Annotated in this window: 23 protein-coding genes, 1 tRNA gene, 1 pseudogene and 1 riboswitch; of the genes and pseudogenes, 12 read left to right on the top strand and 13 right to left on the bottom strand. The window is 55.1% G+C overall.

Translation table 11 applies throughout. The features are described from left to right. Nucleotides 1–2: 2 nt before the first annotated feature. Entirely contained in the window at nt 3–1,100 is a 1,098-nt protein-coding gene (gene ddlA, locus FA92_RS15135) for a D-alanine--D-alanine ligase (RefSeq protein ID WP_033784074.1), read from the bottom strand. Between the two features lie 270 nt (nt 1,101–1,370). On the opposite strand from ddlA, the gene FA92_RS15130 reads away from it, so the two are divergent. After that, the gene (locus tag FA92_RS15130; protein WP_033784073.1) at nt 1,371–2,015 is read left to right on the top strand and encodes a hypothetical protein; all 645 of its coding nucleotides are present in this window, start codon (nt 1,371–1,373) and stop codon (nt 2,013–2,015) included. Continuing rightward, nucleotides 1,978–2,199: a hypothetical protein gene (locus FA92_RS15125; RefSeq protein WP_051926536.1), complete on the top strand. Its 222-nt coding sequence runs from the start codon at nt 1,978–1,980 to the stop codon at nt 2,197–2,199. Before FA92_RS15130 ends, FA92_RS15125 begins: the two co-directional genes overlap by 38 nt. Nucleotides 2,200–2,457: 258 nt before the next feature. Here the strand turns inward: FA92_RS15125 and FA92_RS15120 are convergent. After that, nucleotides 2,458–2,533 (bottom strand) — tRNA-Ile (locus FA92_RS15120). Between the two features lie 202 nt (nt 2,534–2,735). Next, nucleotides 2,736–3,527, bottom strand: coding sequence for an SDR family oxidoreductase (locus FA92_RS15115; RefSeq protein WP_033784072.1), 792 nt, complete (start codon nt 3,525–3,527; stop codon nt 2,736–2,738). 138 nt (nt 3,528–3,665) lie between these two features. On the opposite strand from FA92_RS15115, the gene FA92_RS15110 reads away from it, so the two are divergent. Both FA92_RS15110 and mug read left to right on the top strand, forming a co-directional pair. Continuing rightward, nucleotides 3,666–4,250, top strand: coding sequence for a TetR/AcrR family transcriptional regulator (locus FA92_RS15110; protein ID WP_033784071.1), 585 nt, complete (start codon nt 3,666–3,668; stop codon nt 4,248–4,250). Continuing rightward, the gene (gene mug / locus FA92_RS15105) at nt 4,247–4,765 is read left to right on the top strand and encodes a G/U mismatch-specific DNA glycosylase (protein ID WP_033784070.1); all 519 of its coding nucleotides are present in this window, start codon (nt 4,247–4,249) and stop codon (nt 4,763–4,765) included. Before FA92_RS15110 ends, mug begins: the two co-directional genes overlap by 4 nt. A 74-nt stretch (nt 4,766–4,839) precedes the next feature. On the opposite strand, the gene rpoD is transcribed toward mug, so the two are convergent. From rpoD to rpsU, 3 genes are all read right to left on the bottom strand, one after another. Further along, a complete protein-coding gene (gene rpoD, locus FA92_RS15100) occupies nt 4,840–6,681 on the bottom strand; it encodes an RNA polymerase sigma factor RpoD (protein WP_013359071.1) in 1,842 nt (613 codons plus the stop codon). Nucleotides 6,682–7,045: 364 nt separating this feature from the next. After that, complete coding sequence (gene dnaG, locus FA92_RS15095; RefSeq protein ID WP_033784069.1) at nt 7,046–8,791, bottom strand: DNA primase; 1,746 nt, start codon at nt 8,789–8,791, stop codon at nt 7,046–7,048. A gap of 118 nt (nt 8,792–8,909) precedes the next feature. Continuing rightward, entirely contained in the window at nt 8,910–9,125 is a 216-nt protein-coding gene (gene rpsU, locus FA92_RS15090; protein WP_001144069.1) for a 30S ribosomal protein S21, read from the bottom strand. Nucleotides 9,126–9,402: 277 nt separating this feature from the next. Here rpsU and tsaD point away from each other — a divergent pair, with 277 nt between their 5' ends. Further along, nucleotides 9,403–10,416: a tRNA (adenosine(37)-N6)-threonylcarbamoyltransferase complex transferase subunit TsaD gene (gene tsaD / locus FA92_RS15085; RefSeq protein ID WP_033784068.1), complete on the top strand. Its 1,014-nt coding sequence runs from the start codon at nt 9,403–9,405 to the stop codon at nt 10,414–10,416. 226 nt (nt 10,417–10,642) lie between these two features. Here tsaD and plsY read toward each other — a convergent pair whose 3' ends face one another. After that, a complete protein-coding gene (plsY, locus tag FA92_RS15080) occupies nt 10,643–11,248 on the bottom strand; it encodes a glycerol-3-phosphate 1-O-acyltransferase PlsY (protein WP_003848436.1) in 606 nt (201 codons plus the stop codon). Between the two features lie 108 nt (nt 11,249–11,356). Between plsY and folB the strand changes: the two genes are divergently transcribed. Together folB and bacA are read left to right on the top strand one after the other, a co-directional pair. After that, nucleotides 11,357–11,716 carry a bifunctional dihydroneopterin aldolase/7,8-dihydroneopterin epimerase gene (folB, locus tag FA92_RS15075; protein ID WP_033784067.1) on the top strand — a complete coding sequence of 120 codons (360 nt, stop codon included), beginning with the start codon at nt 11,357–11,359 and terminating at the stop codon, nt 11,714–11,716. Between the two features lie 190 nt (nt 11,717–11,906). Continuing rightward, nucleotides 11,907–12,724, top strand: a pseudogene (gene bacA / locus FA92_RS15070) (undecaprenyl-diphosphate phosphatase). 15 nt (nt 12,725–12,739) lie between these two features. Here bacA and FA92_RS15065 read toward each other — a convergent pair. Together FA92_RS15065 and FA92_RS15060 are read right to left on the bottom strand one after the other, a co-directional pair. Next, entirely contained in the window at nt 12,740–13,972 is a 1,233-nt protein-coding gene (locus tag FA92_RS15065; protein WP_033784066.1) for a multifunctional CCA addition/repair protein, read from the bottom strand. Nucleotides 13,973–14,131: 159 nt separating this feature from the next. Continuing rightward, the gene (locus FA92_RS15060; RefSeq protein ID WP_008925741.1) at nt 14,132–14,752 is read right to left on the bottom strand and encodes a TIGR04211 family SH3 domain-containing protein; all 621 of its coding nucleotides are present in this window, start codon (nt 14,750–14,752) and stop codon (nt 14,132–14,134) included. A gap of 272 nt (nt 14,753–15,024) precedes the next feature. Here FA92_RS15060 and FA92_RS15055 point away from each other — a divergent pair, with 272 nt between their 5' ends. From FA92_RS15055 to hldE, 3 genes are all read left to right on the top strand, one after another. Next, nucleotides 15,025–16,335, top strand: coding sequence for an inorganic triphosphatase (locus FA92_RS15055; protein WP_033784065.1), 1,311 nt, complete (start codon nt 15,025–15,027; stop codon nt 16,333–16,335). A gap of 33 nt (nt 16,336–16,368) precedes the next feature. Beyond that, nucleotides 16,369–19,221, top strand: coding sequence for a bifunctional [glutamate--ammonia ligase]-adenylyl-L-tyrosine phosphorylase/[glutamate--ammonia-ligase] adenylyltransferase (glnE, locus tag FA92_RS15050; protein WP_033784064.1), 2,853 nt, complete (start codon nt 16,369–16,371; stop codon nt 19,219–19,221). A 70-nt stretch (nt 19,222–19,291) separates the two neighbouring features. Further along, nucleotides 19,292–20,716: a bifunctional D-glycero-beta-D-manno-heptose-7-phosphate kinase/D-glycero-beta-D-manno-heptose 1-phosphate adenylyltransferase HldE gene (hldE, locus tag FA92_RS15045; RefSeq protein ID WP_013359063.1), complete on the top strand. Its 1,425-nt coding sequence runs from the start codon at nt 19,292–19,294 to the stop codon at nt 20,714–20,716. A gap of 38 nt (nt 20,717–20,754) precedes the next feature. Here hldE and FA92_RS15040 read toward each other — a convergent pair whose 3' ends face one another. Then, complete coding sequence (locus FA92_RS15040) at nt 20,755–21,144, bottom strand: accessory factor UbiK family protein (RefSeq protein WP_013359062.1); 390 nt, start codon at nt 21,142–21,144, stop codon at nt 20,755–20,757. Between the two features lie 171 nt (nt 21,145–21,315). Then, a riboswitch (FMN riboswitch) is annotated at nt 21,316–21,473 on the top strand. Between the two features lie 110 nt (nt 21,474–21,583). Here FA92_RS15040 and ribB point away from each other — a divergent pair. Continuing rightward, nucleotides 21,584–22,240 (top strand): 3,4-dihydroxy-2-butanone-4-phosphate synthase, encoded by a 657-nt coding sequence (gene ribB, locus FA92_RS15035; RefSeq protein ID WP_033784063.1) that lies wholly within the window; start codon nt 21,584–21,586, stop codon nt 22,238–22,240. Between the two features lie 236 nt (nt 22,241–22,476). Beyond that, on the top strand, nt 22,477–23,262 hold the full coding sequence (gene ygiD, locus FA92_RS15030; RefSeq protein WP_033784062.1) for a 4,5-DOPA dioxygenase extradiol: 786 nt from the start codon (nt 22,477–22,479) through the stop codon (nt 23,260–23,262). Between the two features lie 53 nt (nt 23,263–23,315). Here ygiD and FA92_RS15025 read toward each other — a convergent pair whose 3' ends face one another. The 3 genes from FA92_RS15025 to tolC form a co-directional block, all read right to left on the bottom strand. Next, nucleotides 23,316–24,476: a glutathionylspermidine synthase family protein gene (locus tag FA92_RS15025; protein ID WP_013359058.1), complete on the bottom strand. Its 1,161-nt coding sequence runs from the start codon at nt 24,474–24,476 to the stop codon at nt 23,316–23,318. 7 nt (nt 24,477–24,483) lie between these two features. Further along, on the bottom strand, nt 24,484–25,155 hold the full coding sequence (locus tag FA92_RS15020; protein WP_033733914.1) for a DUF1190 family protein: 672 nt from the start codon (nt 25,153–25,155) through the stop codon (nt 24,484–24,486). Nucleotides 25,156–25,297: 142 nt separating this feature from the next. After that, nucleotides 25,298–26,764: an outer membrane channel protein TolC gene (gene tolC, locus FA92_RS15015; RefSeq protein WP_033784061.1), complete on the bottom strand. Its 1,467-nt coding sequence runs from the start codon at nt 26,762–26,764 to the stop codon at nt 25,298–25,300. Nucleotides 26,765–26,917 lie beyond the last annotated feature (153 nt).

The following is a 26,917-nucleotide window of genomic DNA, read 5'->3' as shown; positions in this document are numbered from 1 at the left end:
GGTCAGCTGACGCTGCTTTTCAGGGTGCTGGCCTGCTGGTGGCGTTCAATCGCCAGGTCGATCAGACGGCTGATCAAATCCTGATAACTGAGTCCGGCCGCCTGCCACAGTTTCGGATACATACTGATATTGGTGAAGCCGGGCAGAGTATTCACTTCATTGACGATAATCTCGCCATCATCAGTCAGGAACACATCGACGCGCGCCATGCCAAAGCACTCCAGCGCGGAGAAGGCTTTGATGGCGACGTCACGGATTGCATCGCTGGTTTCCGCTGCAATGGCTGCCGGAACCACCGTCTGTGCACCGCTTTCAGAGATATATTTGGTGTCATAAGAGTAGAAGGCGTCATGCACCACCACCTCGCCGCAGGGGCTGGCTTCAGGCGCATCGTTGCCGAGTACCGCGCACTCAATCTCCCGGCCTTTGATGCCCTGCTCAATCAGCACTTTGCGGTCAAAGGAGAAGGCCAGCGCCAGCGCGGCATCAAATTCTTCAATGCTATCCACTTTGCTGACGCCAACTGATGAACCCTGGTTGGCAGGTTTGATAAACAGCGGCAGGCCAAAGCGGGCAATCACGGCTTCGGCGTCCAGTTGCGCGCGCTGCGCCTGGGTGACGCTCAGCCATGGCGCCACGTTGAGGCCAGCATCGCGTAACAGGCGTTTGGTAAAATCTTTATCCATGCTGACAGCAGAACCCAGCACGTCGGAACCGACGAAGGGTAACGAGGCCATGCGCAACAGGCCCTGCAGGGAGCCATCTTCACCCAGCGTACCGTGCACGATAGGGAAGATAACGTCGATCTGCGACAGCGGATGGGCGTTGTGGCGGGTGATGATCTGCTGCTGCGTGTTACCCGGCACCAGCGCCACATCTTCAGCGGCGTGATTCAGCGCGATCAGCGCCGGATTCTCAGCGTTCAGTAAGAAGTTCGACGCATCATTCAGACGCCAGTGTCCCTGTTTGTCGATGCCCAGCAACACCACGTCAAACCTGGTTTTGTCGATCGCCTCAAGGATATTTTTGGCCGACTGCAACGACACCTCATGCTCAGCCGATTTGCCGCCAAACACGATCCCTACCCGCAACTTTGTCATCAATTTTGCCCACTGAAAAAATCAAAACCACAAGATAGCATGGGGTTTGCGCGAGGGAATAGGGTGGGGAGAGATTATTTGGATTGAGATTCACTATAAGATTTAAGCGTATAACCGCATGATAACTCCCTGTTCTGTTGAAAATTATCGAAAACAGTAAAACTTAAATTATGACTGATGAATAAAGGCGCTGAAACAGGGTGTCAATTGAAATGCTATTTCATATTAGATATTCTTTGCGAAAAATATTATTTGCTTACAAGGAAAGGTATGGACGCAAAGCAAATTGCACATGGGATTATGGAGGGTATCTCATCTGTCCCTTCAGGCATGTATCAGGGAGTTGTAAGAACGTGGGAGGGAAGCGGTCTTGCCGGGAGCGATCTTAAGAACCGGAATCAACGGGAAACAGAACGGTTTATGCGGTTGATCAAAGCCACCGCAGACAGACATGAACCCATCCGGCAACTGGTTACTATTGTGATTAACGACTTTTACTTAAAGCTTGATGATGAAGGTAAACAGGCTATCAATAGTAAGCTGGGTTATGGTGCTGGCAGGCTAGGGGGAAGAATTGGTTCGCAATTTATTCTGGCTCAGTTTATCGCTAAAAAAATATTAACTCGTATCGTTACAGTTGAGCCCTTCAAACGTTTTGTAAGAGTTGGTTCGTCGCTATCTTTGAATGTTATTATGCTGCAAGGATTAATTGAAGAGGCTTCATGCGCATCAAGACGGATGCAAATGAGATTCCCTGTGACTTATTCAAAGGTTTCCCGAATAAATTTAGATATGGTCTATTTCCTCGTAGAGAAGCCACTCGAGCCCTATCTGGTTTATATCAATAGCCATCCATTAATGTGTGAAAGGATACAAAATGAACTCTGCAAAATCATTTCTTCTAAAGTTCGTTAAGTTCATTGGTATACAAACCACAAATATTTTTGAAGCTATCTCTACAGGTCTTTGCTCATTTGCCGCATTTTTCTCTTTGTTGTTACTTGATGGATGGCTGTGGAAAATTGTGGGTTTCTTCGGGTTCTTCATGCTGGCCTACTTTGTTGCTTACCTGATGGATAAGCTAAAAGGAGAAGCATGATTCCTTTGTCACGTAATCGGTAATTATATTATCAGGCGTCAAGGTCATGATACTGAACGTGGCCTTTTTTATTGCTTATTTTCTCATATCTAAAACAGTAGATCTCAAGGATGTGCTTAGTAAAGCATTGCCTTTCAGATGCTATGCATGTGACTCTCTTAAAGCATCTGCCGCACCTTTATCGCCGCTTCAGAAATCAGAAAACTAAAGAACCACCCTGAAAGGTGGCTTTAATCTACTGATTTTACAGCTAAAAATTGGTGGCCCCTGCTGGGTTTGAACCAGCGACCAAGCGATTATGAGTCGCCTGCTCTAACCACTGAGCTAAGGGGCCAGCGGAGCGGGGATTATAAAGTATCTCTTCAGGGCAATCCAGCACTCCGCCACTGGTTGCTGAAATAAGCAGCAGCGTTTTAGCTGCTGATTTCTATAACAAATCTGGCAACGCCTAAAGCTGCAGTCGCAAAACGGCACGGATAATGCTTCTCCGTACCGTTAACGAAACCGGACTTCAGCCGCGATGAGTTAACGTTGACTCACTTCTGGCGATAGCGTGATGCGGATTTATCCCTGGAAAGGTGAGGAACCATCGCACCACGCACCCGATCGTAGTTGTGCCACATCTGCAGATCCTCCAGCGCCGGAATGGTTACCGCCTCTTTGCTGTCGAGACCAGCCAGCGCGGCATCCACCATCTCATCAACGTCCATCAGCATCTCAGCCGGGATTTCATTGATCGACTGACCGGCACGGTCAAAGATTTCGGTGCGCGTCGCACCAGGTAATACGGCCTGTACCTGCACGCCGCTCTCTGCAAGTTCTCGCTGCATGGCGCGCGTCAGAGTCAGCACGTAAGATTTGGTGGCGTTATAGGCGCCATTGAACATCTCATGCATTAGCGACAGCACCGAGGCGATATTGATAATGATGCCGTGACCGCGTGCTTTGAATGCCCGGCCCGCCGCCTGTGCCAGTCGGGTTGGGGCCAGAATATTTAACGCCAGCATGCTGTTGATGCGTGTAATGTCTGCCTCCAGAAACTCGCCTTCCACGCTCATGCCAGCGTTGTTCAGCAGCAGCGTAATCTCTGGGTTGTTCGCCAGCTCAGACTCCACGCGCTTCAGGTCCTGATCCTCCGTTAAGTCAGCCTTCATGACGGTCACCCGGATAGCGTGCTGTTGTGCCAGTACATCCGCCAGGGTGGTGAGTCGCGCCTGATCCCGGGCGACCAGGATCAGATCATAACCGCGTGCTGCCAGTCGTTTTGCATAAGTCGCGCCGATACCGCTGGATGCGCCAGTGATTAATGCTGTGCCTGATTTTGACATCTTTTCTTCCTCGTATGATGATCGTCATAATGGCTATAAATATGACGATCATCATATCAGCCGTCAAGCTGGAATATGATGACCGTAATAATTACTATAATAGCCAGAAGCTACTGGGCAGAAACCGAAGGAAATAAGATGGAGAAGCAGAGCAGCAAAGCACAGACGCGGCAGCGTATCCTTGATGAGGCGGCGCGTGTGATGCGTGAAACCGGTACCGAAGGGATCGGTGTGGCGGCGCTGATGAAGCGGGTAGGGCTGACACACGGCGGTTTTTATGCACATTTTGCGTCACGTGAGGAGCTGGTTGAGGAGGTGCTGAAACATATGTTCGCTGAAGCCGATACCTTTAAGCCCGCTCAGTCAGTGACCCAGCCAGCGCAGCAGCTGGCAGACTTTATTGATAGCTATCTTTCCGAGGCGCATCGCAATGCACCGGCGCAGGGTTGTCCGCTGGCAGCGTTGGTAAGCGAAGTGGCGCATCTTCCCCAACCGACGCGGCAGATCTTCGCCCAGGGCTTCAGTACGATGCATGCCCGTCTGACGCAGTTGCTGAGTGAGCTGGGGTGGACGGATGCGGATACGCAGGCTTCAAGCATGATGGCAGAGATGATTGGCGCGCTGGCGCTGGCGCGAGCCTGTCCGGATGCGGAGCAGGCCAGCCTGCTGCTGCAACGCAGTCATGCAGCGCTGAAGCAGCGCATGCTGGAGGTCGCAGCATGAGTGAACACGCTATTCGCGACATCATCAGTTCCGGTCTTGATGTGCTGTTCTGCGGCATTAACCCCGGCCAGTCAACGGCCCATCAGGGGTTCCACTTTGCACATCCTGGCAATCGCTTCTGGAAGGTAATCCATCTGGCGGGATTCACCCGGGAACAGCTGAAACCTGAAGAAGAACAGCGCCTGACAGAAACCGACTGCGGCATCACGATGCTTGTCGAGCGGCCCACGGTGCAGGCGAATGAGTTAGCGCCTGATGAGCTGCGTGACGGCGGTAAACGCCTGATGGAAAAGGTGCTGAATTACCAGCCCGCCGCGCTGGCGATTCTGGGTAAAGATGCGTTTCGTCGCGCCTTTAAGCAGAGCAAAGTCGAATGGGGGAAACAGCCGATCTGTATGGGAAAGACGCAGGTGTGGGTGTTGCCGAATCCCAGCGGACTGAATCGCGCATCACTGGACGAAATGGTTGAGGCATATCGTCAGCTCTGGCTGGAACTGCACCCGGAGAGCAGTTGAACCTGCGAAGGGCTGGGGAGAGGTGCTAACAGGCAGGCATAAAAAACCCCGGCGAACCGGGGTTTTTGTCGGACTTAATCGTCGAGGAAGCTACGCAGCACTTCCGAACGGCTCGGATGGCGCAGTTTACGCAGGGCTTTCGCTTCAATCTGACGAATACGCTCACGCGTAACGTCAAACTGTTTGCCCACTTCTTCCAGCGTATGGTCCGTGTTCATATCGATACCGAAACGCATGCGCAGTACTTTCGCTTCACGCGCGGTCAGGCCAGCCAGCACGTCATGGGTGGCAGAACGCAGGCTCTCTGAGGTAGCAGAATCCAGCGGCAGCTCCAGCGTGGTGTCTTCGATAAAATCGCCCAAATGTGAATCTTCATCATCACCAATCGGCGTCTCCATCGAGATCGGCTCTTTAGCGATTTTCAGCACTTTGCGGATTTTATCTTCCGGCATCAGCATACGCTCAGCCAGCTCTTCCGGCGTCGGTTCGCGGCCCATCTCCTGCAGCATCTGGCGCGAAATACGGTTGAGCTTGTTGATGGTCTCAATCATATGCACCGGAATACGGATGGTACGCGCCTGGTCAGCGATAGAGCGTGTGATAGCCTGACGGATCCACCAGGTCGCATAGGTCGAGAACTTGTAACCACGGCGATATTCAAACTTATCTACCGCTTTCATCAGGCCGATATTACCTTCCTGAATCAGGTCGAGGAACTGCAGACCACGGTTGGTATATTTCTTCGCAATCGAAATAACCAGACGCAGGTTTGCTTCCACCATCTCTTTCTTCGCGCGACGCGCTTTGGCTTCACCGATCGACATGCGACGGTTAATGTCTTTAACCTGCTCGATGGTCAGGCCGGTCTCTTCTTCAACCTGTGCCAGTTTCTGCAGGGAACGCATTACGTCATCCTGCACTTCCAGCAGCTTCTCAGACCACGGCTTGTTCATTGCCAGTGCGGCTTTGAACCAGCTTTCATTAGTTTCATTACCGGTAAACAGCGTGATGAAGTTTTTCTTTGGCATTTTGCACAGCTCAATACAGAGCTTCATGATCAGACGTTCCTGGGTACGAACACGTTCCATCATGGTGCGCATGCTGCCTACCAGGTAATCGAACTGCTTCGGTACCAGGCGGAACTGCTTGAAGACGTCGGAGAGGTTCTGGATTTCGGCAACGGCAGCAGCATGACTGCGACCTTTGCTTTTAATCACGTCGCGGGTGGTTTCATACTGCTTACGCAGGTCAGAAAACTTCTCGCGCGCCAGTTCCGGGTCGATAGAGTTATCGTCGTCGGAGCTGTCATCATCCTCTTCATCTTCTTCATCGTCGTCGTTACGATCGGCTTCAGAAAGTTCAGAACCCACGTGCGTTGCCGTCGGGGCCAGATCTTCTTCTGCGTTAGGATCGACGAAACCCGTGATCAGATCGGAGAGGCGTGATTCACCTGCTTCAACTTTGTCGTATTGATCCAGAAGATAAGTAATCGCTTCAGGGTATTCGGCTACAGAACACTGAACCTGGTTGATACCGTCTTCAATACGTTTGGCGATGTCGATTTCGCCTTCGCGCGTCAGCAGTTCAACGGTACCCATTTCACGCATATACATGCGAACCGGGTCAGTGGTGCGCCCGATTTCAGATTCAACGCTGGATAACACCTGAGCGGCAGCTTCCGCGGCATCTTCGTCAGTATCGGAGCTGTTTTCATTCAGCATCAGATCGTCGGCATCCGGGGCTTCTTCAACCACCTGAATACCCATGTCGTTAATCATCTGGATGATGTCTTCGATCTGATCTGAGTCGACGATATCTTCCGGCAGATGGTCATTGACCTCAGCATAGGTCAGATAGCCTTGCTCCTTACCACGGGTGACAAGAAGCTTGAGCTGTGACTGCGGGTTTTGCTCCATAAGACGGTATCCACACTTCTGTTAAATTAGATTGGTGTCGGTCGGCAGCGCGCCAACAATAGCAGTGAAGGCGTTTAATTCTTGCCGCTGCCTTCGTCGCGGCGTGGGCTTTGCCCAACAGTAATCGGCACTTAAGCCGCTTGTATAAATTTTTGGTGGTACAGGCCTGGCTTACTCGCCATTCTGCTCCCCGGCAGTGCTCGCTCTCCTCACGTACTTCAGTACGCTGCGGGAGCTGTGCGCTGGCGGTAAAACAGACTGGCTTCGACGCCTGGCCTTTAAAATCTGTGCTCATGGCCTGGCTTAACGCTCCCGGCCTTAAAACAGCCACGCCGCCCTTCGTCAGAACGGGCAGCGTGCTAAATTATTTCCTGGCAAATGCCTGACTGAGTGTCCAGAGTTCACGGCGCTCATCGGCGCTCAGTCCCTGGGTGCGCTCACGCGCAATTAAAAACTCCAGGCGCTCTTCAAGAGCAGAATCGTAGATGCTGGCCAGCGAGTCCTGAAACACCGCTTCGGCTTCTTCATCTACTATCATGTGGTTCCAGATCGCCAGCGTTTCAAGCGTCTGACTAAAATTTGTTCCGCGATATAACTCTAGTAGCTGTCCGGTGGTCAATCCAGGATTCTCAGTACAACGACCCACTAACTCAATAAATAGCTGTAAACCCGGCATTTTTGACTCAGACAGCCCATCAAGCGAAGGCACCAGGGTCGCCAGCTGCGGGTTCTGAATCAGCAATGCTACCAGCACGCGCATGGTGGTCCGTTTCAGCGGTGGCGCAACCGGCGCCGTTCCGCTTGCGGCCAGCTTTGGCATCAGCTTTTCAAGCTGATTGTCGTCAAGAATACCGAGCTTGTTCCCCAGCTCCTGACGCATATAAATACGTAAGGTCTCACCGGGGATCTGCGTAATCAGCGGTAAAGCCAGCGTGCTCAGACGCGCTTTTCCGTCGCGTGAGCTCAGATCAACCTGCGGCAGCAGGCTATCAAACAAAAACGAAGAGAGCGGCATCGCCTGCTCCATCCTCGCTTCGAAGGCGGCTTTACCCTCTTTGCGTACCAGCGTGTCCGGATCTTCACCATCGGGTAAAAACATAAAGCGTAGCTGACGACCATCATTCATGTAAGGCAATGCGGTCTCAAGCGCACGCCATGCTGCTTCACGACCCGCCCTGTCGCCGTCGTAACAGCAGATCACGGTATCGGTACTGCGAAACAGCAACTGAATGTGTTCAGCCGTGGTGGAGGTGCCTAACGACGCAACAGCATAATCAATGCCGTACTGCGCCAGCGCAACCACGTCCATGTATCCCTCGACCACTAACAGGCGGGCGGGTTCAGGATGGTTCTTAACTGCTTCATACAGGCCATAAAGCTGGCGGCCTTTATGGAAAATAGGGGTTTCCGGTGAGTTCAGATACTTCGGCGTATCGTTACCCAGTACGCGACCACCAAAACCGATGACGCGTCCGCGTTTATCGCGGATCGGAAACATGACGCGGTCGCGAAACCGGTCATAGGTACGGCCTTTGTCATTGCTGACCAGCATGCCCGCTTCCATCAACGATTCGCGGTCTTCCGATTGCTTACCAAAACGCTTGAGAACATTATCCCAGCCGGCTGGCGCGTAACCTATGGCGAAATGATTGATGATGTCGGCGCTCAGACCACGACGATCAAGATAGTCGCGTGCTGGCTGCGCACTGGATTGCTGCAGACCCTGCTGATAAAAACCGTTCAGGTTCTCCATCAGCTGATACAGGCTCTGGCGCTGATGGCGTTCCATCTGGCTGGGCCCGCTGCCTGCTTCGTAAGGCACGTCTAAACCGTGGGAAGTGGCTAACTCTTCAATACTTTCAACAAACTCCAGACGATCAAAGTTCATTAAAAAGTCGATAGCGTTGCCGTGTGCACCACAGCCGAAACAGTGATAGAACTGCTTTTCGCCGTTTACGGTGAAAGAGGGCGTTTTTTCATTATGGAAAGGACAGCACGCATGGAAATTCTTACCCTGCTTTTTCAGCTTAACGCGGGCATCGATAAGATCCACGATATCCGTGCGGGCAAGTAAATCATTGATAAATACGCGTGGAATTCGTCCAGCCATACGCCCCAGATTTTCAGCTCATAAACGGCAACAAGCCGCGCTTCCTTTCGGAAAGCACGGCCTTTTACTTGACTCTGTCTGCGTGAATCACGCGGTGGAGGCGGACCTCCGGAACGACTTAGTACAGACGAGTGCGGCGTGCGTTTTCGCGAGCCAGTTTCTTGGCGTGACGCTTAACTGCTGACGCTTTAGCGCGCTTACGTTCGGTAGTCGGTTTTTCATAGAACTCACGACGACGAACTTCAGCCAGAACGCCTGCTTTCTCGCATGAACGCTTGAAGCGACGCAGTGCTACGTCAAATGGCTCGTTTTCACGTACTTTAATTACCGGCATGTAACTCTCACCTCGATAAAATTCGGTTTTGCTGCTGACTGCGGCGCCAGCACATTTCAAAATGGTGCAGCATTTTACTCCAACTCATGTTGGTTTGTAAAGCACCAAGGATAATTTGAAACCAACAGGAGCGTTTGCCTGTGCGGCTGCCGGTTTTTCCAGGGGCGGGAGTATAGCGCACTCTTTAGCCGACAGAAAATGACTTTTTACGCGGGATGCCCGCGCTGCACATCACATTGCTGTGATAAACTGCGCGCCGCAAGAATGAGGTGATGCAATGCGAATTCTGGGTATTGAAACGTCGTGCGATGAAACCGGCATCGCAATCTATGATGACGAGGCTGGATTACTGGCTAACCAGCTCTACAGCCAGGTAAAACTGCACGCCGATTATGGCGGTGTGGTGCCGGAACTGGCCTCACGTGATCACGTGCGTAAAACCGTGCCGCTGATTCAGGCCGCACTGAAAGAGGCCGGTCTGGCGCCGCAGCAGATTGATGCCGTAGCCTACACAGCCGGTCCCGGACTGGTGGGTGCGCTGCTGGTCGGCGCCACCATTGGCCGCGCGCTGGCGTTTGCGTGGAAAGTGCCTGCCGTGCCGGTTCATCATATGGAAGGCCACCTGCTGGCACCGATGCTGGAAGAGAATCCACCGGAATTTCCGTTTGTCGCACTGCTGGTGTCCGGCGGACATACCCAGCTGATTAGTGTCACTGGCGTCGGTGAATATGAATTGCTGGGTGAATCGATCGATGATGCAGCGGGCGAAGCCTTTGATAAGACGGCGAAGCTGCTGGGTCTGGATTATCCGGGCGGGCCGATGCTGTCGAAGATGGCGCAGCAGGGCACGGCGGGGCGTTTCACCTTCCCGCGGCCGATGACCGATCGTCCAGGTCTGGACTTCAGCTTCTCCGGCCTGAAAACCTTTGCCGCGAATACGATTCGCGCTAATCCTGATGATGCGCAGACCCGTGCTGACATCGCCCGCGCCTTTGAAGATGCGGTGGTGGATACGCTGTCGATCAAATGTAAGCGCGCGCTGGATCAGACCGGCTTTAAGCGTCTGGTCATTGCCGGTGGCGTCAGCGCTAACCGCACACTGCGCGAGCAGATGGCGGTCATGATGCAAAAGCGCGGGGGCGAAGTGTTTTACGCCCGCCCGGAGTTCTGTACCGACAACGGTGCGATGATCGCGTATGCGGGCATGGTGCGGTTAAAAGGCGGGACGCGGGGCGAGTTGAGCGTCAGTGTGCGACCGCGCTGGCCGTTGGCGGAGTTACCTGCCATCTGACGTAAAAAAAGCAGACTCAACAGCCTGAATGAGAGTGCATCTGGCCGCAACGGATAAGCTCAACACGCAGGGAACTGGGTCAGAAGAGGAAAGCGTCACGCGCCATGGATGGCGCGGGCCGAGCGGTCAGGGATGACGGCTTTTGCGTCTTTCCGATCTGACCCTGTTTCCTGAGCAGTGCCGGTCGCACAGCCACATTTTTTGGACACCCTATTGCCGGCTTTTTTTATGGCTGAGATTTCTTTTTGCGCTTCCAGATTTTGCCTTCCTGACCGCGCCACAGCCGCTGAATATTATCGTGATGACGCAGCAGGATCAGACAGGAGAGCATGGACACCGGAAAGGTGAACTGCGGTTTGAACCACCAGACATAGAATGGCGCGATCAGTGCACTGACAATCGCCCCCAGCGAGGAATAGCCACTGAGTAAAACTGTGAGCAGCCAGGTGCCGGTGACCAGCCCGGTTAAGTCCCAGCCAATCGGCGCAATCGCGCCAAATGCCGTTGCCACACCTTTGCCTCCGCGGAAGTGAAAGAACACCGGATAGATATGTCCGAGACAGGCGGCAATGGCGGTCAGGCCAAGATAGAGCGGCGTCACGTGCATCAGATAAGCCAGCCAGACCGGCACCATCCCCTTCAGCACATCAAACACTAATACGGTTGCTGCTGCGGCTTTACCGCCCAGACGCAGTACGTTGGTGGCACCCGGATTACCGGAACCGTGTGTGCGGGGATCGGGCAGGCCAGCGAGTTTGCAAACCAGAATCGCACTGGAAATCGAACCGCAAAGATACGCGAAAATAATCATACCAAGCGCGAAAGCACTCATAACACCGTACCGTTCCCTTTAGGGTCGTTTTGATCTCATCAACCGTGGATAATACGCATAATCCGCCGGAAGTGGTATCCGGCTTAGCCAAAAACAGAGAACCTCATCATGGATATCGTATTTATAGAACAACTCACGGTGTTCACCACCATTGGCGTTTACGACTGGGAACAGGGTATACAGCAGAAGCTGGTGCTCGATGTCGAAATGGCCTGGGATAATCGTCTGGCGGCCAGCAGCGACGATGTGAAAGATTGTCTCAGCTATGCCGATGTCTCCTCGGCGATTCTGACCCATCTGAACGGAGGGCGTTTTGCCCTGGTTGAGCGGGTAGCTGAAGAAATCGCGGATCTGTTGATGAACCGTTTCAGTTCGCCTGGCGTGCGTATAAGGGTAAGCAAACCGGGCGCTGTAGCCCAGGCGGCGCAGGTTGGCGTGCGAATTGAGCGCGGGACTATTCCTAAATAAATACGATGTGATTGCCATCACAATGAAACCAAACCAAATTACTGTCTGTCATAGCGTGGACCGTTTCGTTACAGCAGGCGAAACGGTGTAGATCTTAAGGTTTAATTCAGGCTAATAGCGGCATAATTTCAGGCGATAGCAGCGCGCTACCGCCTTTTTAATGGTTTGAAACGGATAGAGGGAACATTTGATGGCAGATATTCATCAGCTTTGGGTAGCTGCAATCCTGGGCGTTGTGGAAGGACTGACCGAATTTTTACCGGTCTCTTCCACAGGGCACATGATTATAGTGGGTCACCTGCTGGGCTTTGAAGGTGAAAAAGCCGAGACCTTTGAAGTTGTGATCCAGTTAGGATCGATTCTGGCTGTAGTAGTGATGTTCTGGCGCCGTCTGTTTGGCCTGATCGGCATTCACTTTGGCAAAGTCAAACATGAAGGTGTCGGCACCGGGCGCCTGTCGCTGATCCATATCCTGCTGGGTATGGTTCCGGCTGTGGTAGTGGGTCTGGTGCTGCACGATCAGATCAAAACGCTGTTCAATCCGATCAACGTGATGTACGCGCTGGTGGTGGGGGGGTGCTGCTGCTGGCCGCAGAGTATCTTAAGCCAAAACAGCCGAAAGCCGTCGGCGTCGATGATATTACCTATCGTCAGGCCTTCATGATTGGCTGCTTCCAGTGCTTAGCGCTATGGCCGGGCTTCTCACGTTCCGGTGCAACCATCTCCGGCGGAATGCTGATGGGTGTGAGCCGCTATGCCGCGTCAGAGTTCTCCTTCATCCTGGCGGTGCCAATGATGATGGGTGCGACCGTACTGGACATGTACAAGAGCATCGGCTTCCTGACCATGGCAGACTTTCCGATGTTCGCCGTGGGCTTCGTAACGGCATTTATCGTGGCGCTGATTGCGATTAAAGCTTTCCTTGAGCTGATCAAACGCATCTCGTTTGTCTCGTTCGCCATTTACCGCTTTATCGTGGCGGCAGCGGTTTACATGATCTTCATGTAAACCCGTGGCAGCCTGCTAGTCAGGCTGCCCGATCGCCAGACCCTGCGCGACGGCGGCAGTGCGTCGTCGCGTCATCTCTTCCCGCACTTCCATCCCTTTGAATCCCGCTTCGATAACCGCTTTGGTCGGCACCGCCTGCGCCAGCGCAAAAGCACGACGCAGATAGTCGCCCTGCGGATAAGGCATACTCTCCAGCCCGGCACGCCCACGCGCATCTGCTTCGCTGGTCAGCGCCATCTGCTCAACGCGCTGCGGCTTACGCCAGGCATCGATGCGGTCGAACAGCGCTACCAGCGACGCCGCAGATTGCCGCTCAATGGTGTGCACAATGTCGTGAAACTCGGTCACGATCAGCGCCAGATCGCGAATTGCATTGGGCACCCGCAGTCGCTGGCACAGCGCCTCGACCAGCGGAACGCCTGCCAGACCATGACCGTGATGGCTCGGCCACAGCTCAGGCGGCGTCAGCGCTTTACCGACGTCATGAAACAGTGTGGCGAAGCGCACATCGATCTCACTGGAGAGCGCGGCGGCCATCGCCAGCGTCATCAGCGTATGCACACCGGTGTCGATCTCCGGGTGCCATTTAATCGGTGCAGGAATACCAAACAGATTATCCAGCTCAGGAAACAGCACCTGCAACGCCCCACAGTCGCGCAGCACCTGAAAATAGACCTGTGGATTGCGTGAACTCAGCGCTTTTTCCGTCTCTTTCCACACCCGTTCGGCAGTGAGATTCGACAGCTCACCGCTTTCGGCCATCTGCTGCATCAGCTGCTGGGTTTCGGGGGCAATACGAAAGTTGAGATGGGCAAAACGCGCAGCAAAGCGCGCGACGCGCAATACCCGCAGCGGGTCTTCACTGAAGGCTTCTGAGACGTGACGCAGCAGGCGCTGGGCAATATCACGCTGGCCGTTGTAGGGATCAACCAGCTCGCCGTTTTCATCCTGCGCAATAGCATTGATGGTCAGATCGCGGCGCTGTAAGTCCTGCTCCAGCGTCACGTCGGGCGCAGACCAGGTGACAAAGCCGGTGTAGCCTTTCCCGTTTTTCCGCTCGGTCCGGGCCAGCGCATACTCTTCGCGACTGACGGGATGCAGGAAAACGGGAAAATCGCGACCGACCTGTTGATAACCCTGCTCAAGCATGGCTTCGGGCGTGGAGCCTGTTACCACCCAATCTTTGTCTGTAACCGGCAGATTCAGCAGCGCATCTCGCACCGCACCGCCAACAAGAAACGTCTTCACGCAAAACTCCAGAGAAAAAGAAATGACCTGCACGCCGGGCGTATCCCGCGCCTGAAATCAGCGGTGCATCTCATTTTATTGTTGCACAGATTCCCCGGATTGCAGACATGCCAAAAGGGGGATCCTGCGATCCCCTGCTCAAACCCGACAGAAGGGGGGTCAGTTCATCCAGCGATCGCTTTTCTTACGGCGCGGCAGCATGTGCGGCAATAAGAGTCCCAGCAGCAGGCCAACACCCAGCACGCCGCCGCCATACATAAACCACTGCATGATGATGGTGCGCTGCTTGTCATCCAACTGAACGTTAGCGGCGCTGACTTTCTTCTGGGCGACGATCAGCTCATTTTTCAGCTTCTGATTCTCGCCTTTCAGCCCGTTGATCACGCCGTCGCTGCTGGCGACTTTGTTCTGCATCTCAGCAGTACGCTGATTCCAGCTGTTGTCGATGTTATCCAGCTTGGCCGTCAGATCTTTCACCTGCTGCTCAAGCTGCGGCACCCGGGTACGCAGGCTCGGATTGGCACTGAGCTGCGACAGGGGGATCCAGGTGGTGCGGCCTTCCGAATCACGGATCTGGCCATAATGGGTGTCATTGTTAGTCTGTAGCAGCTGCACCTCTTCCCCGGCGTTCAGCTTACCGAGCAGGCGGAACTGATCGCCCGGCCCGCTGCGGACCCAGGTTGAGAGTTCATCAGAAACATAGCGTTTTTCGTCGGCATGGGCAGGTGCAAGGGTGCTGAGGGCCAGCAAAGTGAGTCCAGCGAGTGTGATTTTTTTCATTCGATTTCGTTTGGCTTAGTCTGACTTAAAATTTACCGGCACAGTCTGGAGAGGCCTCGCATAAATCTGAATGAGAACTATCCTGGTCTCATGAGAGTGCGAAAAGGTCTGCGAAAGAGCAAAGAAAGCAGAGACAGCGCGGCTTCTGTGCATTAATCTTCGCCTGATAACCCCTTGCCCTCCAGGCGGCAGCGTGAGTAACCTGCTGATAATCGCCTGAAATATGCAGGAAAAACCCTCTTAAGTGCCAGCGGCGTAGTGAATAAAAAATTATGACCATCGAAATCGAACTAAAGTTCATTGCAACTCCACAGGCAGCCGGGAAAATGGCTGAACTGCTCTCCACTCTGCCGCATCAGCATCAGGCTGCTCGCGAGCTGACCAACATCTACTTCGAAACTGACGACAACCAGCTTCGACGCTGGGATATGGGATTACGTATCCGTGGCGTCGATCAGCGCTATGAAATGACGCTAAAAGCGGCGGGGCAGACGCTCGGCGGCCTGCATCAGCGTCCGGAATATAACGTTGAGCTCAGCGAGCCGGTGCTGGATATTGCGCGCCTGCCCGCAGAGATCTGGCCTAAGGGCACCGATGTCGCGGCGTTGCAACAGCGGTTACAGCCGCTATTCACCACCCATTTCCAGCGCGAAATCTGGCTGATCACCACAGGCAACAGTGAAATTGAAGTCGCGTTTGATCAGGGCGCGGTCACGGCGGGTGAGCTTAGCGAATTGCTGTGCGAGATCGAACTGGAGCTGAAAAGTGGCGAACGCCAGGATCTGCTGGCCTTTGCGCAGCAACTGGTGGCGCTGGGCGGTCTGCGTATGGGCAGCCTGAGCAAAGCCGCCCGCGGTTATCAGCTGGCGCAGGGTAATCCGCCGCGCCAGATTGAGGCTTTCCCGCTGCTGAAAGCAGGCGCTAAAGCGACCGTTGAGCAGGGCATGGTCGCTGCAATGTCGGCGGGGCTGCGTCACTGGCAATATCATGAAGAAGTCTGGCTGCGCGGCAACGCGGCGGCGCAGGATGCGGTGCGCGAAGCGCTGGATCTGCTGCGTCAGGCGTTCAGCCTGTTTGGTGCGCTGGTGCCACGCAAAGCCAGCAGTGCTCTGCGTCAGCAGCTGACCACGCTGGAAGAGACGCTGGTAAACGAAGAGCAGGAGGCGGCGGCGTTCTGCTTATCTTCCCTCTCGGTTGAAACGCAGCTGGCGCTGACCCACTGGCTGGCGGAGTCTCAGTGGCGTCAGTGGATCGATGCCAAAGGAGAAGCCAAGCTGCAGGGTTCGTTTAAGCGTTTCAGCGACATCATGCTGAGCCGCGTCAATGCCGATCTGAGAGAGACATTCATCACGGTCAAACAGCCCAATGAGTATCAGGACAAAGCTACCCGTCTGGCGCGTCAGCTGCTGACGGTGCACCTGCTGGCGGGTTCCTATCCCGTGGAAACGGTGATGGCCTGGCTCGAACCCTGGCAGCAACTGCTGTCGGCGATTCATGAAAAGCAGTCATCCGGATTAGCCTGGCTGACGTCGCAGGCACTGAAACAGCAGCCATTCTGGCTCACCAGCGGCGCTAGCCGCTAACGGGTAATTCGTACCGCCATCAAGGAGGGCGTTATGTTGGCAGCACTTCCCGCGTTGCTACGCGACCAGGCCGACCAGGCCGCCCGACAGCTTGGGGTTCCGCTGACTTCGCTTAGCCCGGAGCAGGCCGCCGGGCTGGCTTTCAGCGATTTCGTGCTGGAAAACCTGCAACAACATCCCGACTGGTGGCAGACGATGCTCGACCAGCCGCCGCAGCCTGATGAGTGGCAGCACTACGCTGTATGGCTAAATGAGGTACTCAGGGGCATTGACAGTGAAGCGAGCCTGATGCGCGAACTGCGGCTGTTTCGCCGCCGTATGCTGGTGCGTATCGCCTGGATGCAGGCTCTGCAACACGCCACGACTGAACAGAGTCTGCAACAGCTTAGTGTCTTAGCTGAGGTGCTGGTCAGCAGGGCGCGCGACTGGGTATATCAGGATTGCTGCCGTGATTTTGGTACGCCCTGTAATGCCGATGGCGACGCTCAGCCGCTGCTGATTCTGGGCATGGGCAAGCTGGGTGGCGGTGAACTGAACTTCTCCTCTGACATTGACCTTATTTTCGCCTGGCCAGAAAACGGCACCACGCGCGGCGGACGGCGTGAGCTCGATAATGCTCAGTTCTTTACCCGTATGGGCCAGCGGCTGATCAAAGTCCTGGATCAACCCACCATGGATGGCTTTGTCTATCGTGTGGATATGCGGCTGCGGCCGTTTGGCGACAGCGGTCCGCTGGTCATGAGCTTTGCCGCACTGGAAGATTACTACCAGGAGCAGGGACGTGACTGGGAGCGTTACGCCATGGTCAAGGCCCGCCTGATGGGCGATGACCACGACCGCTGGAGCCTGGAGCTGCAGCAGATGCTGCGGCCGTTCGTATATCGGCGTTACATCGATTTCAGCGTGATCCAGTCGCTGCGTAACATGAAAGGGATGATCAGCCGTGAAGTCCGGCGACGCGGGCTGAAAAACAATATCAAACTGGGCGCGGGCGGCATCCGTGAAACCGAGTTTATCGTGCAGGTGTTCCAGCTGATTCGCGGCGGACGTGAACGCTCGCTTCAGTTGCGTTCGCTGCTGCCGACGCTTGAGGCGATCAAAACGCTGGCCCTGCTGCCTGCTGAGCAGGTGGATGCGCTGCGTGACGCCTATCTGTTCCTGCGGCGGCTGGAGAATCTGCTGCAAAGCCTGGGCGACGAGCAGACCCAGACGCTGCCCGAGGATGAGCTGCATCGCGCCCGGCTGGCGTGGGCGATGGATTGTGCCGACTGGCCTGCGCTGATGACCCAACTTGATGCTCAGATGGCAGCGGTACGGACAATCTTTGATGAGCTGATTGGGGAAGATACGCCTGAGATTGGCGATCAGCGTGAGCTGGCGGAGTTTCAGGTGCTGTGGCAGGACCAGCTGGAAGATAGTGAACTGGCTCCCCTGGTGCCGCAGCTCAGCGACGATCAGCGGCTTACGCTGCATCAGACGCTGGAGGCGTTTCGTCAGGACATCAGCCGGCGCACCATCGGCCCGCGTGGCCGTCAGGCGCTGGATCAACTGATGCCGCGCCTGCTGAGCGAGGTCTGCCCGCGTGAAGACGCGGCGGTCACGCTGAGCCGTCTGACGCCACTGCTGCTCGGCGTGCTGACCCGCAGCACCTATCTGGAGCTGCTGACCGAATATCACGGTGCCCTGCGTCACCTGATTCGCCTGTGTGCGGCCTCACCGATGGTAGCCAGCCAGCTGGCGCGCCACCCCCTGTTGCTGGATGAACTGCTCGATCCCGCCACGCTCTATCAGCCGACTGCCACCGACGCCTATCGTGACGAGCTGCGGCAGTATCTGCTGCGCATCCCCACTGAGGATGAGGAACAGCAGCTGGAAGCGGTGCGGCAGTTTAAGCAGGCGCAGCATCTGCGTATTGCTGCTGCTGACATCGCGGGCACGCTGCCGGTGATGAAAGTCAGCGATCATCTTACCTGGCTGGCGGAAGCAATCATCGACTCTGTGGTGCGTCAGGCGTGGAACATGATGGTGCAGCGCTACGGTCGTCCCTCTCACCTGAGCAATGAACATGAACGCGGTTTTGCGGTGCTGGGTTACGGCAAACTGGGTGGCTGGGAGCTGGGTTACAGTTCTGATCTCGATTTAGTCTTCCTGCATGACTGTCCGGCAGACGCGGTGACCGAAGGGGAGCGCAGCATCGATGGCCGTCAGTTCTATCTGCGTCTTGCTCAGCGCATTATGCATCTCTTCAGTACCCGCACCGCCTCCGGCATTCTCTACGAAGTGGACGCGCGGCTGCGTCCTTCCGGCGCGGCAGGGATGCTGGTCAGTACCTTTGAGGCGTTTGAAGAGTATCAGCGCAGTGAAGCCTGGACATGGGAACATCAGGCGCTGGTCCGGGCGCGCGTGGTGTTTGGCGAAGCAGAGCTGGGTGATCGTTTCAACGCGATTCGTCAGACGATTCTGTCGCTGCCACGTCCTGCAGACGCGCTGCAAACCGAAGTGCGTGAGATGCGTGAAAAGATGCGCGCTCACCTCAGCAACAAACATAAAGGTCGCTGGGATATCAAAGCCGATGCGGGTGGCATCACCGATATTGAATTCATCGCCCAATATCTTGTCTTACGCTACGCCGCTGAGCAGCCTGAACTGACGCGCTGGTCTGACAATGTGCGCATTTTCGAGCTGATGGCGAAGTACCATAAAATGCCCGCCGATGAAGCGCAGGCGCTGACGCAGGCTTATGTCACGCTGCGCGACGCCCTGCACCATCGCGCCCTGCAGGAGCTGCCGGGCCACGTTGAGCCAGAGGCTTACGCAGCGGAGCGGCAGACGGTTCTGAACAGCTGGCAGCGCTGGCTGATAACGCCTGCGTCTATCCTGGCGTGATGCTGATAGCACAAATCGCAACTGTGCTATCATCCGCGCACTATTTTTAATGCAGTCTGGAGTGTCTGGAATGAAAGTGACTCTGCCCGCGTTCGGCCAAGCCTCAGTGCTGGTTGTTGGCGATGTAATGTTGGATCGTTACTGGTATGGCCCAACCAGCCGTATCTCCCCTGAAGCACCGGTTCCGGTGGTGAAAGTGGACACGGTTGAAGAGCGCCCTGGCGGCGCGGCAAACGTAGCGATGAACATTGCAGCACTCGGTGCCGCGTCCCGGCTAATCGGCCTGACCGGCGAAGATGATGCGGCGCGCGTGTTGAGCAACACGCTGAAAGACGTCAACGTTCATTGTGACTTCGTGGCGGTCAAAAGCCATCCGACCATTACCAAACTGCGCGTGCTTTCCCGCAACCAGCAGCTGATCCGCCTCGACTTTGAAGAGGGCTTTGAACAGGTCGATCCGGAGCCGATTCACCAGAAAATGCGTGATTCACTGGCCGCAGCGGGTGCGCTGGTGCTGTCCGATTATGCCAAAGGCGCGCTCTCCAGCGTGCAGACCATGATTACCCTTGCGCGCGAAGCGGGCGTGCCGGTATTGATCGATCCGAAAGGCACTGATTTTGCGCGCTACCGTGGCGCGACGCTGCTGACGCCGAACCTCTCCGAATTTGAAGCCGTGGTCGGCAAATGCAAAAACGAAGAGGAGATCGTGGCGCGTGGCACGCAGCTGATCGCTGATTTTGATCTCTCCGCGCTGCTGGTGACCCGTTCTGAAAACGGTATGACGCTGCTGCAGCCGGGCAAAGCGCCTCTGCATCTGCCGACTCAGGCGCAGGAAGTCTACGACGTGACCGGTGCCGGCGATACGGTGATTGGCGTGCTGGCGGCAGCGCTGGCAGCGGGCGACTCGCTGGAAGAAGCCTGTTTCCTGGCCAACGCGGCGGCGGGCGTGGTTGTGGGTAAACTCGGTACCTCGACCGTCAGTACGGTTGAGCTGGAAAATGCGATTCATGCCCGCCCGGAACAGGGTTTTGGCATCATGACGGAAGCGCAGTTAAAAGCCGCCGTTGAGATGGCCCGCCGTCGTGGCGAAAAAGTGGTGATGACTAACGGCGTGTTCGACATTCTGCATGCGGGACATGTCTCTTATCTGGCCAACGCCCGCAAGCTCGGCGATCGACTGATCGTTGCGGTGAACAGCGATGCGTCGACTAAGCGTCTGAAAGGTGAAAGCCGTCCGGTCAATCCGCAGGAAAACCGGATGATCGTGCTGGGTGCGCTGGAAGCGGTCGACTGGGTGGTCGTCTTTGAAGAGGATACGCCGCAGAGGCTGATTGCGGGCATTCTGCCTGACCTGCTGGTCAAAGGCGGTGATTACAAGCCGGAAGATATCGCGGGCAGTAAAGAAGTCTGGGCAAATGGCGGCGACGTGCAGGTGCTGAACTTCGAGGATGGTATCTCCACTACCAACATCATCAAAACCATTCGCGGCAGCTAACGCAGAGGGTAAGCGGGAGCCTGGCTCCCGCTTAACGCTTATTCTGACTTGTTGTCCGGAACAGGTTTCACGACATCGGCAACCGGTGGCGGTGAAACGGCGGGTGAGGTGGCTACTGAAGCAGATGGTGTGGCCACTGCAACAGGTGCTGCCGGTGCAGTTGCCGTCGGTGGCGTACCGGCTGATGAACCCTGACTTTCCAGCTGGGCCAGACGCTGTTCCAGCGCCGCCAGTTTCTCCCGCGTACGCAGTAACACCTGCGTCTGCACATCAAACTCTTCACGGTTGACCAGATCCATACGCGTCAGCTGCGCCTGAAGAACCTGACGAATTTTCTTTTCGACATCATCACCAAACTCACGAACACCTTTAGGCATCGCTTCGTGAACCTGACGGGCAAGTTGTTCAATTTTTTTCGTGTCGATCATGATGATTTCCTGGTTACGGGGAGCTGTGTCAGCGTGTTTACCAACGTAATAAGTGTTAAGTGTAATGCCAGAAATGAAAAGGATAAACCTCAAATCGGTAACGCAGGAAATGCAAAAGCAATTGCGCTATTGATGATTGCCGCCTCAAACGATCGGCGTTATAGTTGAAAGGCTTATTCTCAGGGCGGGGCGCAATTCCCCACCGGCGGTAAATCAGCTTCGGCTGAAAGCCCGCGAGCGCTTTATCTTGATGAAAAGAGAGGTAAAGGTCAGCAGATCCGGTGTAATTCCGGGGCCGACGGTTACAGTCCGGATGGGAGAGGGTAACGACATCTGTCGGACAATTGTGTCTGCATCACGTTATTGCCACGTCTTTTTGACGTCACTCCTAAGCACGCCCTGATTCTGGTAACCCATACATTTTAAGGTTTTTATTACCATGAATCAGACGCTACTTTCTGAATTTGGCACGCCTGAACAGCGTGTAGAACGTGCTATCGCCGCCCTGCGTGAGGGACGCGGTGTGATGGTACTCGACGATGAAAATCGTGAAAACGAAGGCGATATGATCTTCGCCGCAGAAACCATGACCGTTGAACAGATGGCGCTGACTATTCGTCACGGCAGCGGCATTGTCTGCCTCTGCCTGACCGAAGCGCGTCGCCAGCAGCTTGACCTGCCAATGATGGTGGAAAACAACACCAGCTCCTTTGGCACTGGCTTTACCGTGACCATTGAAGCGGCTGAAGGCGTCACTACCGGCGTCTCCGCGCAGGATCGCATCACTACTATCCGCGCGGCCATTGCCGATGATGCTAAACCTGCCGATCTGCATCGCCCTGGTCATGTCTTCCCGTTGCGTGCCAGCGAAGGCGGCGTGTTAACCCGTGGCGGGCATACTGAAGCGACTATCGATTTAGTCACTCTGGCCGGCTTTAAGCCTGCGGGTGTGCTGTGTGAACTGACTAACGACGACGGCACCATGGCCCATGCGCCTGAAGCGATTACGTTCGCGCGTCAGCACAACATGCCGGTAGTGACAATCGAAGATCTGATCGCCTGGCGTCGTACGCACGAAACGCGCCACGCCAGTTAATCTTTCTGCTGCGATAAACAGGCCCCGATCAGGGCCTGTTTCATTTTTTTCATACCGTCATGACGCCGGCTGAACTCTCGCTTTTCCACACTTCTCTCTGCTGAATACCTATGCCAGCTGTTACGTCAGATTTCATTCAAATTTCCTGGTGATCATCATCATGGTTATCCGCGTGATAACCTGACGAATGCGCGTATCGTAGTGGCTATTAAACCACCGGATGCCGGAGAGTACGAATGAGCCAGTTACGCATGCCAGCCCTGTTTTTAGGCCACGGCAGCCCGATGAATGCCCTTGAAGAGAACCGCTATACCGCCGCGTGGCGTCACGCAGGCGACACGCTGCCACGTCCACGCGCCATTATTGCGGTTTCGGCGCACTGGTATACGCGTGGCACCGCCGTGACGGCAATGGCACAGCCGAAGACCATTCATGATTTTGGTGGCTTCCCACAGGCGCTGTTTGATACGCGCTATCCGGCACCCGGATCGCCTGAACTGGCTCAGCAGCTGGTGGAGCAGTTAGCGCCCGTTGAGGTGAAGCTGGATCAGGACTGGGGACTGGACCATGGCTCCTGGGGCGTCCTGATTAAGATGTACCCGGATGCCGATATTCCGGTGGTACAGCTCAGCGTTGATGGCACTAAACCTGCGGCATGGCATTTTGAGATGGGCCAGAAACTGTCTGCACTGCGCGATCAGGGCGTAATGATTGTCGCCAGCGGCAACGTGGTGCACAACCTGCGTAAAGTGCGCTGGGATGGCAACAGCGAAGTCTATCCGTGGGCCAGCAGTTTTGAACAGTTCGTCCGCAATAACCTGGCAGTACAGAGCGATGCGGCTTCTCATCCGCTGGTTAGCTTTATGGATCATCCCGGCGCGGCACTTTCTAACCCGACGCCTGAGCACTATCTGCCGCTGCTCTATGTGCTGGGCGCACGTCAGCCGGATGACGTCATCAGTATTCCGGTTGATGGCATGGAGATGGGTGCTATCAGCATGCTGTCGGTTCAGGTAGGTTAGGGCGAAGCTGAGAGAAAACAGGCCAGAAGCTGGCCTGTTATTATCGCGGTGCGTTAACCGATAAAGGCGTGCGGATAGAAACGGGAAAGATCCTGAGTGATCAGGTCGCGATCTTCACGCAGGCCGATCCCAGCCGGTTGATCGTCGATCAGCCAGCTACCAATCAGCGTATAACTGTCGCCAAATTTTGGCAGCGGATGGAACTGCTGGACGATCATTCCCTCTTCGCCGTACGGCCCATCAACGCGGGCAATCTCCTGACCATTCTCTACGATGCGGATGTTAGCCCCTTCACGTGAAAACAGCGGCTTCACCACATATTTTTCCATGTGTGGCACGTCATCTTCCGCGAACCAGGCGGGCAGCAGGTTAGGGTGATTCGGGAACATCTCCCACAGCAGCGGCAGAAGAGCTTTGTTCGAAATGATGCTTTTCCATGCCGGTTCCAGCCAGCGCACGCCCGCATCGCCCAGCTTAGTAGAGAACATTTCACGCAACATGAACTCCCATGGATAGAGCTTGAACAGGTTACTAATCACCTGATCATGAGCGTCGGTGAATTCACCTTTTTCGCCCAGGCCAATCTCATCAATATAGAGAAACTCACTCGGCAGACCCGCTTCGGTAGCGCAATCCTGAAGATACTGCACGGTGCCACGATCTTCGTCGGTGTCGCGGCAGCAGGCGAAGTGCAGCCAGTTAAAGCCGTGCTGCTGATGTAACGCGGCAAAGCGTTCAATCAGCTTTTCCTGCAGGCTATTAAACTGATCGCTGCCAGCGGGGAGCTGACCGGCATTAAGCTGGTCTTCCAGCCAGAGCCACTGGAAAAATGCTGCTTCATACAGCGAGGTCGGCGTATCAGCATTGTTCTCCAGCAGCTTCACATCACCCTTGCCATCCCAGGCGAGATCCAGACGAGAGTACAGCGATGGCTGACGCTGATGCCATGAATCGCGCACGAAATCCCAGGTATGCTTGGGGATGCGGAATTTAGTCAGCAGCGCTTCGCTGTTGACCACTTTTTCCACCACCTGCAGGCACATCTGATGCAACTCGGCGGTGACCTCTTCCAGATGCTCGATTTGCGCCAGCGTGAACTGGTAATAGGCCTCTTCACACCAGTAGGGTTCGCCATGCATGGTGTGAAAACGAAAACCGAACTCGGTGGCTTTTTCGCGCCAGCCTGGGCGCTCTGAAATGGCAATGCGTTCCATCGGGGCGTTAGCCTCCCATTGAGCGGCTGGAGGTGCCGGTGGCGCTGCTGCGCTGCATGCTGTTCTGCTTCGCGACGGTTTCACCGAAGCCACCACGGGTAATGGTCGACGTGGTGGCCGGTTTTGGTGCCAGCGCCGTTTTCGGCACGGTCATGGTTTTGCCGGAGGTAGCTGCGCCGTAGTTACGGCCCGATGCATCAACAAACTGACCATTGGCCGGGCTACGGGCATTTTTCGGCGAGAACAGCGGTTGCTGCGCAAAGCCTGAACCACCGCCCATCATGCGGCCCATCATGTAACCCGCCATCAGTGGCATCCAGAAGCTTCCGCCGCTCTGCTGTGATTCCGCATTGGTGGTGCCTACACCTGCCTGAGCCGGTGTCTGCTGACACTGGTTTTCGCCAAATTCAGCGACACAATCTTCACGGGTGGCATATTTTGGCGCGGTGCGTTCCGCCTCTTTTTTAGCCTCATTGAATGCGGTGGTACATTGCGCACTCTGGCCCGGATTGGCTTTCGAACAGTCATCGGCGTTCTGGTACATCGAAACCGTTTCATCGTTCTGTTCACAGCCAGCCAGCATAAATACCGCCGAAACGGCGATAGCAACGGGCGTTAAATGGCGTGCCTGCCAGCTCTTACGAAAAGCGGCATAGCGAATAGATTTTGTGCGTTTCATTATGATTATCCTGTGCCCAAAGGTAGCGCATAGAATAGGGGATGGGGGGGTAAAATTGAAGCTGGAGGCCTGATACAACAGGGATCTTTACTTAGTTATACGTTCAACAGAGAGGCGGGCCGCAAAGCAGCCCGCCCGCAGATTAATTACCGAAAGGATTACCGCTGCTGTGGCGAGCTGCAGGACGCGCTGCCTCAGAAGAGCCGGTTGCCGCCGGACCGCTATCCACACGTGCGGTCTGCTGGGCATTTTCCGGTGCCACGGTTTCCGGTGACGTCGGGATCTCTTTACCCAACTGACTGTTCAGTTTCTGCAGGCTCTGCTCATTGAGCGTACCCAGCGCATAGCTGATATTCAGCTGGTTAATCAGGTAGCTATAGCGCGCATCGGAAAGCTGCTGCTTCGCGTTATAGAGCACGGTAGTCGCATCGAGCACATCGACGATAGTACGCGTACCCACCTGATAGCCTGCTTCTGACGCATCCAGAGAGCTTTGTGCAGAAACGACGGCCTGTTTGTAGGCGTTGATGCTGCTGATAGACGCATTCACGTTGTTAAACGATGAACGTACCGTCTGGACGGCTGAGCGGTGCGCGCTTTCCAGCGATTCGCTGGCGCTGACGAAGCTGTACTGCGCCTGTTTTACCTGAGAGTTGACGCTGCCGCCGCTATAGAGTGGCAGAGAGAAGCTCAGGCCAACCTGATTTGAACCGGTAATCGAGTCAGTAGCCCCCTGGCTCTGATTGGCACGGCTGCCGCCATATTTGCTGTTCGACATGCCGGTAGAGGCGGTCAGATCCAGCGTCGGCATATGACCTGTTTCTGCAGAGCGAATCTGCTCACGGGCTAAATCCTGATTCAGACGTGCAGAGAGCAGCGACAGGTTACGGCTTTCAGCCTGTTTAAGCAGCGCACTGACCGCTTCGGGCTTATCGGTTCTGAAGCGATCGATACTCAGCGAAGCCAGCGACATGTAATCCATACCGGTGATCTGACGTAGCGTTTCTACGTTATTATCAAGGTTGTTACGCGCGGTGACTTCATTGGCCAGTACGCTGTCATATTGCGCGCGGGCGTTCTGTACGTCAGTGATGGCAACCAGGCCAACGTTAAAGCGCTGCGTGGTCTGATCCAGCTCGCGATAGATCGACTGTTTCTGCGCTTCGGTGTAAGAAAGCGTATCAATCGCTTTCAGCACGTTGAAGTAGGCGGTCGCGGTGTTCAGTATCAGATCCTGCTGTGCGACCTGATAGGTGACATCCTGAATACCGGCTGCTTTTTCCTGTAGGGTCAGCGCGCGCCATTTCGACATGTCGAAAATAGTCTGGGTTAATTGCAGCGAGCCGCTGGTCGTGTTGGAATGAAGACCGCTGCTGTCGCGATAGCCGTTGTTATAGGTGTAGTCTGCACCCAGGCCGAGCTGGGGTAATAGGGGGCTGCGCGCTTCGTTGATTTTCTCAAAAGCAGAATCGCGATCGGCAGCGGCACTGCGCAGATCCGGGTTGCTCAGACGCGCTTGTTGATAAACCTGAAGCAGGTCTTCTGCCTGGCTGGCGAAGCTGAAACCGCCCAGGCTCAGCCCAATAAAAAATGGGAGCAGTTTTTTCATTTGCATTCCTTTTGTTGCAGCAAATTGCAGTGGGTGCGCTGCCGGGTAAGCCAAAAAATTATCGCCGATTCTAGCAGAGGGCAACTGTGAGATAAGTTGGCTGAACGTGCCTTCTCCCCCTAATTTACGTAAATAATTCAGAAAGAACTACTT

Source organism: Pantoea sp. 9140, from assembly GCF_000745295.1.
In the GTDB taxonomy this organism is placed as follows: Bacteria; Pseudomonadota; Gammaproteobacteria; order Enterobacterales; family Enterobacteriaceae; genus Pantoea; species Pantoea vagans.
The sequence above is the reverse complement of the archived record's forward strand: the minus strand, read 5'-3'. Positions and strand labels throughout refer to the sequence as shown.